The organism is Rufibacter immobilis (assembly GCF_003721565.1).
Classification (GTDB): Bacteria; Bacteroidota; Bacteroidia; order Cytophagales; family Hymenobacteraceae; genus Nibribacter; species Nibribacter immobilis.
This window is the reverse complement of record NZ_RJJE01000002.1, coordinates 415,107-430,352: the sequence shown is the minus strand read 5'-3', so window position 1 is coordinate 430,352 and position 15,246 is coordinate 415,107. Positions and strand designations below refer to the sequence as shown.

The following is a 15,246-nucleotide window of genomic DNA, read 5'->3' as shown; positions in this document are numbered from 1 at the left end:
GCATTGCCTTTCTTGCTTCCTCCTCATAGGAGAAGGTACTTGCCAAGGCCAAGCAAGAGCGGAAAGCCGTTTTCCTCTATGTGTCAGCGCCAGGTTGCCAGTTTTGCAAGAAAATGGAAAAAGATGTTTTTCCTACGGAGGAAGTGGCCCGCTTCTACAACGCTACGTTTGTAAACTACAAGATCAACATAGAAGATGATGCCGAAGGCGAGGCCCTGGCGAAGAAGTACGCCATTACCGGTTTCCCTACCTATCTATACTTTGACAAAGACGCAAAACCGCTGCACCAAAGCGGCGGCGGCAAATCCGCCGAAGAGTTTATCTTAGACGGCAAGAACGCCTTCAATCCTAACAAGGCGCTGTTTTCGCTCAAAAGGAAATATGATAACGGCGACCGATCTCCTTCCTTGCTCTTCCACTACAGCAATGCCTTAGGTCAGGTTCGCCAAGCCAATAGTCCAGAGGAAACCGTAGTCTCTGAGTACCTGGCCACCCAAACCCCGCAACAGTTAACCTCTGAAGAAAACGTACGCTACCTCTTCTCCAAATACCTGGGTTTCCACTCCCCATCCACCAAGTATTTTCTTCAGCACCAGCGCCAGTTCTCCCCTTTGTTCAAGGAAGAAGAAGTGGCACATAAAGCGAATCGGATCATCACGAACACCGCCCAACGCGCCGGGGCAGAAAATGACGTACTTCTCCTAAAGGAGGTAAAGCAAGCCATTGCGGCCCATTTCAAAGACACCAGCAGACTATCGGCGCTGGCTACTATTTACTTTTATGCCGGGCGCCAAGACTGGCTTCCTTACGCAAAAGCGACTTTACAGTACAGCCAAGCCCTGGCGGGGAATGACTGGCGCACCTTGTATGAAAGCGCCGCGTACCTGAATGCCTTTGCCGAGGACAAAGAAGCCCTCACCCTTGGCACGCAGATCATACAGCAGGTGATTACCTTACATAGAAACTACGGGAACCTATATCTGTATGCGCAACTCCTGCAAAAGACCGGCAACAAGGCCCTAGCCCTGCAAACAGCCAAAGAAGCCGTTACCGTGGCGGCACAGCAGAACAAAGACTCTAGCGAGGCCAAAAACCTTCTCACTAGGCTGGAAGCCCAGAAATAACCACTTTTACGCAAAGCTGTTTTGGCCCTGTTTTCAGAAAAAGACCCTCTAAACGCACAGTGCCGGCCTGTTTTCCGTTAGAAGTGCATAAAAGAGCCTGTTCAAAGAGGAAAAGCGTGCAGGCCAAGCTTTAATCTTGGCCTGCGTTTGCATGCACCATGCCTATTTGCACCAAAGGTTCGTTAATTTTGCGGAAACTCTATTTATCTGTAGATTGATCAAATAGAGCTTTCTCACCTATACAGGAGAACACACTTGAGCACTAAACTGAAACAGTTTCTGCTGGACGCAGAAAATAAAGCCTTTGACCTGGAGCACCGCAAGAAAATCAGGTTCAACATTGGCAAATACAATGCGGCGGTACAGAATGGCATGGCGGCCTACGAGCACCATGAACTAGCCCGGGAACGCGCCTCTTTCCTCAAGACGCAGGTCATCAACAACCTGGACAAGTATCTGGTGGAGTTTGAGAACAACTTCACCAAGCGCGGCGGCAAAGTTATCTGGGCGCAGAACGCCGAGGAAGCCCTGCGGGAGATTGGGGCCATCATGAAGCGCAAGCGGGCCAAATCAGTGGTGAAGTCCAAGTCTATGAGCACCGAGGAAATCCATCTGAATGATTTCCTGGAGAAAAACGGAATTGAGACGGTAGAAACCGATCTGGGCGAATACATTGTGCAGCTAGCCGGTCAGCGCCCTTACCATATTGTCACTCCGGCCATGCACATGTCTAAGAAAGACATTTCAGAGCTGTTCCACCAGAAACTGGGCATTCCGCTCACCGATGACGCCCAACAACTGGTCCTTACCGCCCGCAAACTGCTCAGAGAAAAGTACACCCAGGCCGAGGTAGGCATCAGCGGCGCCAACTTCCTGGTCGCCGATATTGGCGGAATAGCCGTCACTGAGAACGAAGGCAACGCCCGGCTGTCTACCACCTTCCCTAAGACGCACATCGCCATTGTGGGCATTGAGAAACTGATTCCGTCTATGCTGGACCTGGACCTGTTCTGGCCTTTGCTCAGCACCAGCGGTACCGGCCAGAACGTGACCATCTACAACACCATCTTAACCGGACCACGCCAGCCCACCGAGAAAGACGGCCCCGAGGAAATGTACGTGGTGCTACTGGACAATGGCCGCACCAACCTGCTGGCCCAACCAGAGCAGCGCGAAGCCTTGAACTGCATTAGATGCGGCGCCTGCCTCAACGTGTGCCCGGTGTATAAAAATATTGGCGGCCACACCTATGAGACTACTTACAGCGGCCCCATTGGCTCTGTGATTACGCCCCACCTGGCTGGCTTTGAGGAAAACAAACACCTGAGCTACGCCAGCTCGCTGTGCGGCGCCTGCACCAGCGTTTGCCCAGTTAAGATTAATCTGCACAACCTGCTTTTGCTCAACCGCAAACAAAGCGTAGAGTCAGGCATAGTAGACAAGAACGAGAAAATGGCCTTCAAATTCTGGAACAAAGGCATGCAGAACCGGAAGTTGCTGAACCTGGCACCGGCCTCTGTCAAAAACTTTGTGCTCCGCTATGTGCAGAAGGAAACCTGGAGCGTACGCCGTGAGCCTTTGCAAGCCGCCCCGCAGTCTTTCAATGAAATGTGGAGAAAACAACGGAAGAATGGATAAAACAAAAAGGCCTTCTGCATGCAGAAGGCCTTTTTGTTTGCCTGGAAGGCAAAGCTTAAGTTTGTTTGTCTTGGTTTGGTTTAATAAGGGCAACGGTTACTTCTAGCAAATCCTAGAAGAATGACTTCTTCTTGTTGTTGCTCTTATGTCTTTTAGCATAGCTCTTCTTATTCCGCTTAATATGCTTATAGCGGGAGCTAACACCTTTTTTCTTTTTCTTGAAGAAAGGAAGTTCTTCCTTCACAAGGGCTGTCTCGGCGGCAGTTGCAAACGGGGAGAATGAGATGGCAAATGCAACAAGCACTAAGGTAAGTAGATATTTTTTCATGGAGGCAAATTAAATAAGTTATATAATATACTACAAGTACACAATTATACGAGCAAAAGTTTAATTATTCAAACTTATTTTTGACCAAACTTACAAAACCATGTAATTATAGCTTTAAATGGCCTTATAAAAGCCTTAAAGCCTCCACCAAAACATCTATCTGCTGCTCAGAAACCGCCGGAAAATTGGCGATCCTGATTTGTTTTTCTTTGAATGCCCCGTAACCAGAGCCCACTACCAAGCCCTTCGCTTTTAGCATTGAAATCACCTCCACCGCTGGTTTTTCCAGCACATCAGCTACTATAACCGTAGGGGAACGGTGGGCTTTTTCCTGTACAAACGGCGCAAACAGTGCGCTTTCTTCCAGAAAAGAATACACCTTAGCCGCCTTGGTCTCTGTCTCTTTCCGTATTTGGGCAACCCCTTTCTGCAGCATATCTTCCACCACGTGCGTGAGCAGGTAAATATCCAGCACATTGGGGGTGCACGGCGTCTGGAACTGCTGGTACTGGTCTTGCAAAGAGGCAATGCTGTAATGCCCGCCGGTATACTGCTTACCCTCCAAAGTAGCGGCTTTTGCACGGCAGCGCTCATTCACCAGCCACACCCCCAGGCCGGCGGGCAAACCAAAGCCTTTCTGCACCGAGAAGAACGCCATGTCTACTTGCGAGAAATCAAGGGCCGCATACGGCGCCCCAGACACCATGTCTACAGAGATGAGCGGTGCTACATATTTTTCCCGCAGAGCATGGATATCGGCGACGGGCATGCATACCCCGGAACTGGTTTCATTCTGGGTAATGGCCAGTAGTTCAACCTCTGCCGGCACTTTAACGGTATCCAGACTAAACCCCTGCCCGAAGGGAACCTGGAGTGCCTGAGCGTCCCGGCCCAGCCATTTGGCGTGGTCCAGGTATTTTTTGGAGAAAGAACCGTTCACCAAGTGGTACGTGTGCTGCGCCGTCAGGCTTTGCAGGCTTCGCTCCCAGATCTCGGTGGCAGAACCCGTGAAGTAAATGGCATAGTCTTGCGGCAAGCCGAACAACGCCCGCAGCCCCTCATCGGCGCGCCGGTACAGATCTTTGAAGGCCTGACTCCGGTGCGACTGGGAAAATACTTGTTTGTCTAACGCATTCTGTAAATGCCCCGCTACGGTGGGGTAAAGTTGTGCCGGGCCGGGAGTAAAGTAAACAGGAGCCATTTTTATAATGAGTAGATGATTGAGTTAGGGATGAAGTGAAGAAAAGAACCTGTTTTAAGCCTATTTTCATAAAAACGGGCCCAAAACAGGTTCTCAGCATGATAGTACTTGATACGTGCTACATGATACTAGTACAATGTCCGGGATTTGATGGTATCCGGGATCTGCTTCAGGTGTTTGATCACAGAGCGGTCATATTTGGTGTCTACGTCTGTGATCACGTACCCAATGTGCTCGTTGGTCTTCAGGTACTGCCCCAGAATGTTGATCTGGTTCTCCGCTAAAGCATTATTGATTTTAGCCAGAATGCCCGGCACGTTGCGGTGAATGTGGATAAGGCGGTGTGCATTGCGCAAAGCCGGCAGCTGCAGGTTAGGGAAATTCACGCTGTTGTAAGAGCCCCCGGTGTTGATATAGTCTATCATCTTGGACGGCACGTACTGGGCAATGTTTTCCTGCGCCTCCTCGGTGCTACCCCCCACGTGCGGACTCAACAAAGTATTAGGCAACCCGCGCAGCGCTGATTCAAACTGCTCCTGGTTGTTTTTGGGCTCATACGGGAACACATCTACCGCGCACCCTCTTATTTTGCCGCTCTTAATGTTCTGGGCCAGCGCCTCAATGTCTACAATATGACCTCGGGAGAGATTCAGGAATACCACCCCAGGCTTCATCAGCTCAAATTCCTGCGCACCAATCAAGTTCTTGTTATCCGCGCGGCCGTCTACGTGAAGCGTCACAATATCTGCAAGAGCCAGCAATTCATTCAAAGAATGGCAGACTTTGGCATTTCCCAGAGCCAGTTTGTCTACCACATCATAGAAGTATACCTCCATGCCTAATCCCTCGGCCAGGACAGAGAGCTGCGACCCGATGTTGCCGTAGCCAATGATCCCCAGTTTTTTGCCTCGGATTTCATTGGAACCCTTCGCTGACTTGTCCCACTCGCCTTGGTGCAGGCGGTTGCTTTTCTCCACCAATCCGCGCGAAAGCATGATGATTTCGCCAATGGCCATTTCCACCACGCTGCGGGTATTGCTGTAAGGGGCGTTGAACACAATGATACCGCGCTCAGTACAGGTCTGCAGGTCTATCTGATTGGTGCCAATACAGAAGGCGCCCACCGCCATAAGCCGGGGCGCATGCTCCAGCGCCTTTGCCGTTACCTGAGTCTTAGACCTGATGCAGAGAATAGACACGTCATGCAGGCGCTCACACAGTTCCTCCTCTTCCAGGGCACCGGCCACTACCTCTACCTGATACCCTTCCTGCTTAAACAGATTGATGGCCTGCTCATGGATTCCCTCCAGCACCAGTACCTTGATTCGGTTCTTAGGATAAGACAGTGCGCTGGGCAGTTTGTTCACGTACAGGAATTCATCTAAGCTAGGCGTTACGTGGTCTGCCTTGCCCACTACGCTGTCGCGGCTAACATTCTCAGTAAAGGCATAGAACTTATCGGCGATGCCGGCTTCTTTGATTTCATAGTCGGTGTAGCCGTCACCAATGACGTAGACCTCGCCGGGCAGATTCAGAGATTTGATCTGTTTGGCTTTGCCCTGATTCTGGGTGAGCACATTGGCGCGGTCAAATCCAATGATATTACCGGCTTCATCATACACAAAGCTATTGGCGAAGACATTCTCCGGCTTTACGCCCAACTCCCGCACAATGGGCACAATGAACTCCTTAAAGCCATTGGAGATAATGTAGATGTCGTCTTTGAAAGCCTCAAAGAAAGCTTTGTTATGCTTAAAAGACTCTGAAATCTGTCCGCGCAGGTGCTCTATGAGCGTAGTAATGTGGTCACGGTTGGCGTGCAGCAGGGCCAGTCGCTGGTCAAGGGAATCTACCAACGGAATTTCGCCCTCCATGCCAAGATCTGTGATGCGCTGAATCTCTGCGAGCACTTTCTGCCGGCGGGCCGGGTCTGGAATGCAAATGGCGCAAAGTTCGTCCAAGGCTTCTACCTTGGTAAAGGTACTGTCAAAGTCAATGATGAAATGCTTGTGCGTACTCATTGGAAGAAGGGTTTAACTATGCCTGGCAAACTGCCTCTGCCAGGCTTCTGAATTTCCGTTGAACCGCCCCACCAGGAACGGCGTCCCAATATTGGGGAGGATATGTTTAAATGAAAAACGTTTAGGGGCTATTTTTGAAAAAAGCGCCCCTAAACGGCTTGGACTAAAAAGTGGGGCAAGACACGTGCAGACTACTTCTTCCCTGCCCAAGAGGCAGCCGTACGAACTTAATGGAATACTCACCCGTAAAAAATGCACTATCTTACTTCTGAAATCTATGTAAAACAACTTTAGCAGAACCTGCAAGCCATACCAATGGGCGAAGGCGCTTTCACGCAGCCTGGGCCAGAAGCTGTTGCAACTGAGCGTTACGGCCAGTAAATTAGCTCCTGTGCCGCTATGAAATCGGTTGGCATTGAAATCGTTTACAAATATGTTAATATTTTTATATAATACTTATCATTAAGCCATTAAATCTACATATAAAATAATAATTTAATAATATATTTTTTCGTAACTTAGCACATCTCTAAAAAGAGATAATTTTCGTTGTAGAATTGACAAAAACCGACCTATAAAATGGCCCAAGTTTCAGAAATTGATAATCTTGACAGAAGAATTCTTTCCATGCTTATGGTAGATGCCACCAGAGCCTACACAGACATTGCGAAGGAGTTACAAGTTTCTGGGGGCACCGTACACGTGCGCATGAAAAAGTTGGAGGATCTGGGCGTGATCAAAGGATCGCACCTGTTCATTAACCCCAACGCCGTAGGATATGACATCTGCGCCTTCATTGGCATTTACCTGGAGAAAGGCTCCGCCTACCAGACAGCCGTGGCCCAGATGCGGCAGGTACCAGAGATTGTGGAGATGCACTACACCACCGGCCAGTGGAGCATGTTTGCCAAGATCATCTGCCGCGACACCCTGCACCTGCGCGAAGTCCTGAACGAGAAAATTCAGCCTATTGAAGGTGTGGAACGCACAGAAACGTTCATTTCACTGGAAGAAAGCATTACCCGCCAGGTAGATATTCTGTGAGAACCGCAACCGCTGGCATGACTTATTGGGCAGAACAGAAAACTGTAGTATCTTTCAATGCTGAAGTCTCTTGAAAGGCCAGCAGATTTATGCGCAAAAGATCTGATCTCAATTGGGTTCTGAAGTGGGCAAGGCAGGCACTTCTGCTTAGCCTCTTATTTTTCTTTGTTTCCGCGTGCGGCAGTTCCGGCTCCTCTGAGCAGGCAATTGTCCTCAAAAAACAGTTGCGCAAGGTAAGTCTGGTGGCCCACCGCGGCGCCTCTGGGTTAGCTCCAGAAAACACGTTGGCTGCCGTAAAAAAAGCCCTGGAAACCACCGCCGATTACATAGAGGTAGACGTTCACCAGAGTAAAGACGGACAGGTAGTGGTCATCCATGACCCCACCGTGGACCGCACCACCAACGGCACCGGCCGCGTGGCCGATCTTACGCTGGCCGAACTGAAAAAGCTGGACGCAGGCGCAAAACATGATTCTTCCTTTGCCGGCGAGCGCATTCCTACCTTAGCGCAGGTGCTGCGCGCCGTGAAAGGCAAAAAGAAACTCCTCATTGAGCTAAAGAAAGGCGAAGACAATTATTACCAGGGTCTGGAGGAGAACACGCTCCGGCTCATCAGGGAACACCGCGCCGAGGAATGGTGCGTGCTTCAGTCTTTCCATGACCCCATTCTGGAGCGTATCTGGCAGACAGACTTCGTGATTTCCACGCACAAGCTCATGGTGGGCAAAATACCGTTGCTGCCCATTTACATTGACCATGAGCTTAAGTTCGGGAATTTTGAGCGCTACTCAGAGGCCACCGCTATCAACATCCATCGGTACTTCGCCTCTAAGGCGCTGATCAAGTCATTGCACAACCAAGGTTTCAAAACCTTTATCTGGACCGAAGACTCGCCCAAGAACATCAAAAAACTCTTTGAATTAGGGGCAGACGGCGTCATGACCAACCACCCTGAGCTAGTTACCAGAGCGGAGTAATTGCGTTTAGGGGCTCTTTTGGGAAAAAGAGCCCCTAAACGCAATTCATTAACCCACCTCCATTCCGCAAGCGTTTATTGACCTTCCGCCGCTAGTTGGTTGTAAAGCAGCAAAGAACCGCAGGCACTGGCCAAGACCAACTGCAAATCTGGGCTAAGGGTATTTTTCAGCCAGACTTTGCCGTTGTTGACGGTTTGCACAGAAGCCAGCACATAGCCGTTTTGGGAGAACTCATACCCTAGCGCCGTGCCAGACGGCAGCGCCTTTCCCTCCCATTTATACAGCGGCTGCACCTCTATCTCGTGTGTTCCGTTGCTCAGTTCCCCCCTGAAGTTCACCCGTTCCGTATAGTTTCCGGGATCTGCCAACGACAATTCCCAGGTTCCGCTTTCAGGGGTCTGGAACGCCACTTTCAGGAATTCACGCTGCTTGTCAAGATTCACAGACCAGCCGCCCGCCTCAGCGGCAACGGAATTCAGCATGGCGGCAGCCTGCACCAACACTGTTTTCTGCCGCACCGTGTCTGTAAGCCCGAAGCTGTACTTCTGGTACGCCTCAGACACCTGCAGGAGGCTCTCTGGGCTAGTGCCTGTGCGGCGGGTCCAGCCTCTTTTGATGTCATGCAGCCGGTAGGCCCCAAACCCGAAGCCTTTCTCACTGCCCAGAGAGAGCCTGAAGGCCGAGCGGCCAACCACGGGCATAGCCGTAGTCTCCTGGCGCAGGCCTTCGCTCACGTTCATATCTGGCACAGAACAAGCCGTTACTCCTACTAGCAAGGCGGCGGCGCAGGAAAAGAATGTCTGAAAACGGAACATAGACAATAGAAATAAGCAGCGCAGGACTGTAGATTTAGACGTACTATCGGGCAGGAACAGCCAAAGCGGTTGCCGTAACTTTTGGGTACCTCCGGCAAAACCTTTGGCTGGTTTCTGAACTTATCCTATATTAGATATGGAGTAAGACCGCAGAAACCAGATGTACCCCTAGTTGGTCTTGTTCTTTTGTTTAAAACAGAAGGGGCGATACCCGCTTTTTTAGTCTTGCGGGACTTGTTCCCGTATCAATTCCTGTCTTTATTTCTGACCCATGATCTTAGATGCCTATACCTTTCTCATTATCCTCAGCAGCCTCATCATCCTTTCATACCTGTTTGATGTAGTGGCCAAACGGTCAAAGATTCCCTCAGTGATCTTGCTGCTTACCACCGGAATCCTGCTGCAACTACTAGCCAAGTACTTCAACGTAACCTTGCCCGGCCTGCGCAATATTCTGGAACTGTTCGGGATTATTGGGTTGATCCTGATTGTACTGGAGGGTACGCTGGACCTGGAACTGAAACGCGAAAAGCTGCCCCTTATCAGGAAGACTTTGCTCACGGCCACGCTAACGCTGCTCATTACCGCCGGTCTTATTGGCTGGTTCGTGAATTTCTGGCTACATGTGCCGTACAATGTGGCCCTTGTGAACGCCATTCCGTTGGCCGTAATCAGTAGCGCCATTGCCATTCCCAGTGTGTCTAACCTCACGCCGGAGAAGAAGGAGTTTATTGTCTACGAGGCTACCTTCTCAGATATTATTGGCATTATCGCTTTCAACTTTGCGGTGCAGAATGAGACGGTGGGCATTGGCTCCTTTGTGACGCTGGCGGTTGATCTGGTCAGCATTTTCCTCATCTCCATTGTCTGCTGCCTTATTCTGCTGTTCTTCGTGGACAAGATCAGGAGCCACATCAAGTTCTTCCTCATTATTGCCATTCTCATTCTGCTGTACGCGGTGGGCAAGAAACTGCACCTGTCTTCGCTGCTCATGGTGCTCTGTTTCGGGCTCATGCTCAACAATGCGGCGCTGTTTATCAAAGACCGGCTGGGCAAGTTCATCAGCTTAACCTCTTTACAGTCTGAGATTGTGCAGCTGAAGCAGATTAACGGCGAAAGTGCCTTCGTGATCAGGACGTTCTTCTTCCTGCTGTTCGGGTTTTCTATTAACCTGCAGGAGCTTTACCAGCTGGATGTCTGGGTGTTGGGCTTCACCATCTTCAGCATTATTCTGCTGGTGCGTTACCTGTACCTGCAGTACGTGGCGCGCGTCCCTCTTATTCCGGAGCTGTTCATTGCCCCGCGCGGCCTCATTACCATTCTGCTCTTTTACAGCATTCCGGCGCGGTATGACATTGTGGGCATGAATGAAAGTGTGCTCTTCTTTGTGGTGCTGCTCTCCAGCCTGCTCATGATGCTGGGCCTGCTGCTCACCCGCAATGACGTAAAAGACATCCCCAACTACTGATGCCGCAACTACAGGATATTAATAACTCTAAGACTATAAAACAGTTAAACCCGTTATCAGATACATTCAATATTGCATAACTTTATTCTTATGAAAAAAGTGCTCTTGATTACGGGACTGGGCATCTTCTACGCTGCCAGTGGCTGGTGCCAATATGCACCCAGTGATTATCTACCCGTGTTGGATGACCGGAGACCCATCACCAGATATGTCTTAGGCACTATTCCCTCTCAGGAGCCGCTCCTGCTGCTGGGCAACCAGGAAACCGACTATGCTTCTTTGCTGGTAGACACGAAAGAAATTAAGGTGCTACAGGTGTATAAAGATTCTACCATGCTGGCTGGCATGGGGCCCAAAGCCAAGAATGGGGTAGCAGTGATTGAACTAACGCACAAGCGGCCTCTCCTGAAGCTGAATGATGTACTGGACCGGTTCAAGGTGCCGGCCCAACAACGGAAGTTGCGCGTGCTGGTGAACAAGAACCTCGTCAACGAAAAACGTTTTTTAGCCGATGTCAATTATATAGCCAAGGTAGAAGTCATCAAACTGGACAGCACCCACCCCATCCGGTTAGGGTGGGATGAAAACGAGCAGTTCCTGAATATTGTGACGGTGAAGAAGTAGAACCAGAAATAAAAGTCTTCTCCGGGCCATGTGCCTGATCTTCTTATAATCTTTCAGGAAGTCCCTAGGCGCCACGCACGCACGCAGAAAATTGGAGGTTGGTGCCAAGGAGAAATAGCCCCACAGACAAAAAGCCGTTTAGAGGCCGTTTTTCGAAAAACAGGCTCTAAACGGCTTTCTTTGATTTCAGCCCTTAGCTACTGTGGGTCCTCGTCTGGTAGAATCTCCACGTCCTGCACCAGCACCAGGTTTTCTATCTCGCGCCCTTTGGGAGTGTTGGCCAATCCGCCCAGAGCGGTTTCTTTGTACTTGGTTTCCATGCTCTGGCCCACCTCGCCCAGCGCCATCACGCATTGGTCTACCGGAATCACAGGGTTAACCCCGGCAATGGCAATCTGGGCGCTGGAAAACGCGATGGCCGCCGCACTGGCATTGCGCACAATACACGGCACTTCCACCAGACCGGCCACGGGATCACAGATGAGGCCCAGCATGCACTGGATGGTAATGGCCACCGCCGCAAAAGTCTGCTCCACGGTTCCGCCCAGGCAATAGACAATAGCGCCGGCTCCCATGGCGGCGGCACTGCCGGTTTCGGCCTGGCAACCGCCCACGGCCCCCGCCAAAGATGCGTTGGTCTCAATGATGAGCGCAATACCGGCGGCCACCAGCAAACCCTCATGGATTTTACGGTCATCTAAGTGGTGCAGGTCCTGGATAGTGGTCAGGATGCCGGGCAAGATACCGGAAGCTCCCGCGGTAGGTGCAGCCACTACGCGGCCCATGCAGGAATTCACCTCTTTGGCCCCCAACGCACGACTCACCAACTGCTGAAACTCCGCCGACAACACCGTTACCGGCGCCGCCGCTACTTTCTTGGCCCCGTTGTTCACCATGCCAGAGCGCGAGGTCATGTCTTGGGTGAGGCCAGTTTTCACGGCATCGCGCATGACCTCATAGGCCCGTTGCAGACCGTTCCAGATTTCTTCCTCCGTGCGGCCTTTCTGTTCTATCTCATATTGCAGTACCGCCTGGTACAACGATTCACCCGTGGCCCTGCAATGCCGCTCCCAGCTTGCGAAATCATTGAATAATAAAGCCATCTCTTATCTTCCTCTAGGTCTACAAAACGCGCACTTCTTCTGCAACGCTGTACTCATTCTATTACGTGCCAAAGCTAATTCTATAGCCTTTAAAAATACAGGAAAGAAACATCATTAGTGGTATCTTCCTCCTATAGAGAAGCGAAAAAAGCTAACATTAGTTCTCATGCCTTTTTTGACCTCAATTCAGGAAAAACAGCCCCTAAACGCACCTGTACACCTTGTGATTGCTATAGAGGAAATTACGTTTACCTTAAAGAACGCAGTGGCAGTGCCAGGGAAACGTTCTACAGACGCACCGGCACAATCTCCCGTTCGCCGGTCTCCAGGTTTACTTTCCAGAGTTCATGGGCGTTGGTGTTGGTAAGCCAGAGGAGCCCCTGGTGGAACAGCAGTCCGTTGGGTTCTTCCAGCCCGGCCACAAGCGTCTTAACCCGTTCCCTGGCCAGGTCCATGACCTTTATCTTGCCGTTGTAGGTGTCGGCTATATAGAGGTTTCCGCCGTGGGCGGCGATGCCCATGCAGTGTTGCAGATATGCTTCCTCAAAATCACCGTCTTCATCACCGAACTCAAAGAGGCCCTGCCCAATGAGAGTAGTGACAGAGGCTTTGTCTAAGTCAACGGCCCTGATGGCACTGGCTTCGGGGTCTGCCACGTACAGCGTGCGGTCTACCAGGGCAAGGCCGCTGGGCTGGTTAAAGGCGGCTTCAGCGAGGGAGCCGTCGGCGAGGGCTTCGCGGCCGGTGCCGGCAAAGCGGTACACGCGCTGGGTCTGCAAATCCATGCGCAGGATCTGGTGGTTTCCGGCGCTGGCAATGTAGAGCTGGTTTCCGTCCAGGGCCAGGTCCCAGGGGCTGTTGGGGTTCACCGGCACGCCTATCTCCTCATGGAAGAAATAGTAGCTCAGCTCTCCGGTTCCGGCCACGGTGCTTACCTGCTTGGTATCCAGATCCACCTTCCGGAGGGCGTTGTTCTTGGCATCGGCTACGTACAGAGCGGAACCGTGCAGCGCCAGCCCGTGCGGCTCATGGAAAGTTGCCTCCGTTGCGGGACCGTCTGTGAAGCCTTGCTGCCCGCTGCCTATCACGTCCAGCACCTGGCCGGTGGTGTCTATCTTTAAAATTCGGTTGTGGCCGCTGTCAGAGAGGAAAAGGTGCCCGTCTGGGGCCGAGATCAGTTTGGAGGGAAAACTGAGCGTGGTGGCGCTGGCGGGCAGCTCCCGCTTGAACGGGAAAGAACCTCGGTTCAGTTTATCCCCGAAGGTCTGGATCAGTTCATCCAGGTGCGGCTTGATGATATCATAGATGCCTTCGCCGGGTTTCTGCCCAATCACTTTGCCGTCTGGGTCTATGAGCACCACGGTGGGCCAGGCATTGACGGCGTACTGTTTCCAGACCTCAAAATCAGCATCATTGACCACCGGGTGATCAATCCCGAACTTGAGGATGGCCTGCCGGATGGCGTTCTGCTGTTTTTCGGCGGTGAATTTGGCGGAGTGTACGCCAATGACCACCAGTTCCTGGGCATACTCCTGCTCCAGCCGCTTCAGGTCTGGCAGAATGTGCTGGCAGTTGATACACCCGAAGGTCCAGAAATCGAGCAGCACAATCTTCCCCCGGAAGTCTTTGAGGGTGTACCCGCGGTCGGTGTTGAGCCAACCGTGGCGGGTGTTTATTTCAGGGGCATTGACGCGGCCGGTGAGCATGGCGGTTAGAAGCTTACGTAAAGGTATATAACCCTGCAAAAACTTATTTGGCCGTAAAAAGTTACAGTTTCTTTTGAGAGAAAGAATTTATCTGCGGGCTGTTTAGGGGCTATTTTTGGAAAAACAGCCCCTAAACGGCCGTGGCACCTGCGGCCAGATGACCAAGGGGAAGATTGGCGTATTACTTTACGTTGTAACTTCCCACGCCAACTTGGGAAACTTCTGCGCGTACAATTCCCCAATTGGCAGTTTTAGGTTCTGCCGCGGCCTGTGGGCGTTTAGCGCCTGTTTTTCCAAAAAGAGCCTCTAAACGCCCACAGCCACCAATTTGTGTACCACCTTTAAATGATTGTCTATCACATAAACCTCTACGCACTTTGACTATCAAGACCATTCTGACCACGTCTTTCCTGTGGCTCTCGCTGTCTGTAGGCGTGGTTGCCCAAACCCCAGTGGTTGACACCACCGTTGCCCAGGCCGTACAGGTAATTCCCGCGGAGGAGAAGCCCAAGACCAAACACTACCTCAAACGGGCGGTGCTACCGTCTGCAGTACTGGTGGCGGCTGGTATTTACACCATTAGAGGCAACGGCTTTTACAGCAGCTATGACGCCAGCCGAGACGCCCGCAGGGCTTTTCCCAACTTCAGCACGGTGGTGGATGATTATCTGTTCTTTGTGCCCATTGCGGGCTTGTATGGGTTTAACCTGTTCTCCTCGCAGAACAAGCATGACATAAAAAGGCAGACGGGCCTGTTGCTGGTTTCTGGGTTGGTGACCACCGCCCTTACGTATCCCACCAAAATCCTGACGGGGGTAGAGCGCCCCAACGGCAAACCCCGGGCATTCCCTTCGGGGCACACGTCTTACGCCTTCACCATTGCCGCCATTGTAGACAAAGAGTTCCGGGGCAAAAGCAAATGGATCAGCGTGGGCAGCTACACCATCGCCTCGGCCACGGGCGTGATGCGGGTCCTCAACAATGAACACTGGATGTCTGATGTGCTGGCTGGCGCGGGTCTTGGCCTGCTCTCTGTGAACACCGTCTACTTTGTGCATGACCGCATCATGCGCAACAAAGGCCTCAATGCCAGCATTGCGCCTACCGTGCTCCCCAATGGGCAGTTGGGCATGGGCATGGCGCTGCAATTCTAACACCTGGTGAGGGATTGCATAGCGGTAGTTTACGCTTAATTTC

The 15,246-nt window shown here is 51.5% G+C and carries 12 protein-coding genes and 1 pseudogene; 7 read left to right on the top strand and 6 right to left on the bottom strand.

What is annotated here, in order from left to right; all coding sequences use genetic code 11:
- Positions 1–44: 44 nt before the first annotated feature.
- Together EFA69_RS04300 and EFA69_RS04295 are read left to right on the top strand one after the other, a co-directional pair.
- A pseudogene (locus EFA69_RS04300) lies at positions 45–1,124 on the top strand (thioredoxin family protein); the annotation flags it as partial.
- Positions 1,125–1,379: 255 nt separating this feature from the next.
- On the top strand, positions 1,380–2,762 hold the full coding sequence (locus EFA69_RS04295; protein ID WP_123131847.1) for a LutB/LldF family L-lactate oxidation iron-sulfur protein: 1,383 nt from the start codon (positions 1,380–1,382) through the stop codon (positions 2,760–2,762).
- Positions 2,763–2,874: 112 nt separating this feature from the next.
- Here the strand turns inward: EFA69_RS04295 and EFA69_RS04290 are convergent, their stop codons facing one another.
- The 3 genes from EFA69_RS04290 to serA form a co-directional block, all read right to left on the bottom strand.
- Positions 2,875–3,090 (bottom strand): hypothetical protein, encoded by a 216-nt coding sequence (locus tag EFA69_RS04290; protein WP_148041256.1) that lies wholly within the window; start codon positions 3,088–3,090, stop codon positions 2,875–2,877.
- Positions 3,091–3,214: 124 nt separating this feature from the next.
- Positions 3,215–4,291: an aminotransferase class V-fold PLP-dependent enzyme gene (locus EFA69_RS04285; RefSeq protein WP_123131845.1), complete on the bottom strand. Its 1,077-nt coding sequence runs from the start codon at positions 4,289–4,291 to the stop codon at positions 3,215–3,217.
- A 128-nt stretch (positions 4,292–4,419) separates the two neighbouring features.
- Positions 4,420–6,312 carry a phosphoglycerate dehydrogenase gene (gene serA, locus EFA69_RS04280; protein WP_123131844.1) on the bottom strand — a complete coding sequence of 631 codons (1,893 nt, stop codon included), beginning with the start codon at positions 6,310–6,312 and terminating at the stop codon, positions 4,420–4,422.
- A gap of 579 nt (positions 6,313–6,891) precedes the next feature.
- Between serA and EFA69_RS04275 the strand changes: the two genes are divergently transcribed.
- Both EFA69_RS04275 and EFA69_RS04270 read left to right on the top strand, forming a co-directional pair.
- Positions 6,892–7,356 (top strand): Lrp/AsnC ligand binding domain-containing protein, encoded by a 465-nt coding sequence (locus EFA69_RS04275; protein ID WP_123131843.1) that lies wholly within the window; start codon positions 6,892–6,894, stop codon positions 7,354–7,356.
- Positions 7,357–7,580: 224 nt separating this feature from the next.
- On the top strand, positions 7,581–8,333 hold the full coding sequence (locus EFA69_RS04270) for a glycerophosphodiester phosphodiesterase (RefSeq protein ID WP_183906691.1): 753 nt from the start codon (positions 7,581–7,583) through the stop codon (positions 8,331–8,333).
- Positions 8,334–8,407: 74 nt separating this feature from the next.
- On the opposite strand, the gene EFA69_RS04265 is transcribed toward EFA69_RS04270, so the two are convergent.
- Positions 8,408–9,148, bottom strand: a complete 741-nt coding sequence (locus tag EFA69_RS04265) for a hypothetical protein (protein WP_123131841.1) — start codon at positions 9,146–9,148, stop codon at positions 8,408–8,410.
- Positions 9,149–9,419: 271 nt separating this feature from the next.
- Between EFA69_RS04265 and EFA69_RS04260 the strand changes: the two genes are divergently transcribed.
- Together EFA69_RS04260 and EFA69_RS04255 are read left to right on the top strand one after the other, a co-directional pair.
- Positions 9,420–10,616 (top strand): cation:proton antiporter domain-containing protein, encoded by a 1,197-nt coding sequence (locus tag EFA69_RS04260; RefSeq protein WP_123131840.1) that lies wholly within the window; start codon positions 9,420–9,422, stop codon positions 10,614–10,616.
- A gap of 90 nt (positions 10,617–10,706) precedes the next feature.
- Positions 10,707–11,240 carry a hypothetical protein gene (locus tag EFA69_RS04255; RefSeq protein WP_123131839.1) on the top strand — a complete coding sequence of 178 codons (534 nt, stop codon included), beginning with the start codon at positions 10,707–10,709 and terminating at the stop codon, positions 11,238–11,240.
- Between the two features lie 197 nt (positions 11,241–11,437).
- On the opposite strand, the gene sdaAA is transcribed toward EFA69_RS04255, so the two are convergent.
- Together sdaAA and EFA69_RS04245 are read right to left on the bottom strand one after the other, a co-directional pair.
- Positions 11,438–12,343, bottom strand: a complete 906-nt coding sequence (gene sdaAA / locus EFA69_RS04250; protein WP_123131838.1) for an L-serine ammonia-lyase, iron-sulfur-dependent, subunit alpha — start codon at positions 12,341–12,343, stop codon at positions 11,438–11,440.
- 287 nt (positions 12,344–12,630) lie between these two features.
- Positions 12,631–14,049, bottom strand: a complete 1,419-nt coding sequence (locus EFA69_RS04245) for a thioredoxin-like domain-containing protein (RefSeq protein WP_123131837.1) — start codon at positions 14,047–14,049, stop codon at positions 12,631–12,633.
- 377 nt (positions 14,050–14,426) lie between these two features.
- On the opposite strand from EFA69_RS04245, the gene EFA69_RS04235 reads away from it, so the two are divergent.
- A complete protein-coding gene (locus EFA69_RS04235) occupies positions 14,427–15,203 on the top strand; it encodes a phosphatase PAP2 family protein (RefSeq protein WP_123131835.1) in 777 nt (258 codons plus the stop codon).
- The last annotated feature ends 43 nt before the right edge of the window (positions 15,204–15,246 follow it).

What these genes read in the sequence shown, in the direction of transcription:
- EFA69_RS04245 (WP_123131837.1), bottom strand. Translation starts at nt 14,049, where the DNA reads ATGCTCACCGGCCGCGTCAATGCCCCTGAAATAAACACCCGCCACGGT.
- sdaAA (WP_123131838.1), bottom strand. Translation starts at nt 12,343, where the DNA reads ATGGCTTTATTATTCAATGATTTCGCAAGCTGGGAGCGGCATTGCAGG.
- EFA69_RS04285 (WP_123131845.1), bottom strand. Translation starts at nt 4,291, where the DNA reads ATGGCTCCTGTTTACTTTACTCCCGGCCCGGCACAACTTTACCCCACC.
- EFA69_RS04260 (WP_123131840.1), top strand. Translation starts at nt 9,420, where the DNA reads ATGATCTTAGATGCCTATACCTTTCTCATTATCCTCAGCAGCCTCATC.
- serA (WP_123131844.1), bottom strand. Translation starts at nt 6,312, where the DNA reads ATGAGTACGCACAAGCATTTCATCATTGACTTTGACAGTACCTTTACC.
- EFA69_RS04290 (WP_148041256.1), bottom strand. Translation starts at nt 3,090, where the DNA reads ATGAAAAAATATCTACTTACCTTAGTGCTTGTTGCATTTGCCATCTCA.
- EFA69_RS04255 (WP_123131839.1), top strand. Translation starts at nt 10,707, where the DNA reads ATGAAAAAAGTGCTCTTGATTACGGGACTGGGCATCTTCTACGCTGCC.
- EFA69_RS04275 (WP_123131843.1), top strand. Translation starts at nt 6,892, where the DNA reads ATGGCCCAAGTTTCAGAAATTGATAATCTTGACAGAAGAATTCTTTCC.
- EFA69_RS04265 (WP_123131841.1), bottom strand. Translation starts at nt 9,148, where the DNA reads ATGTTCCGTTTTCAGACATTCTTTTCCTGCGCCGCCGCCTTGCTAGTA.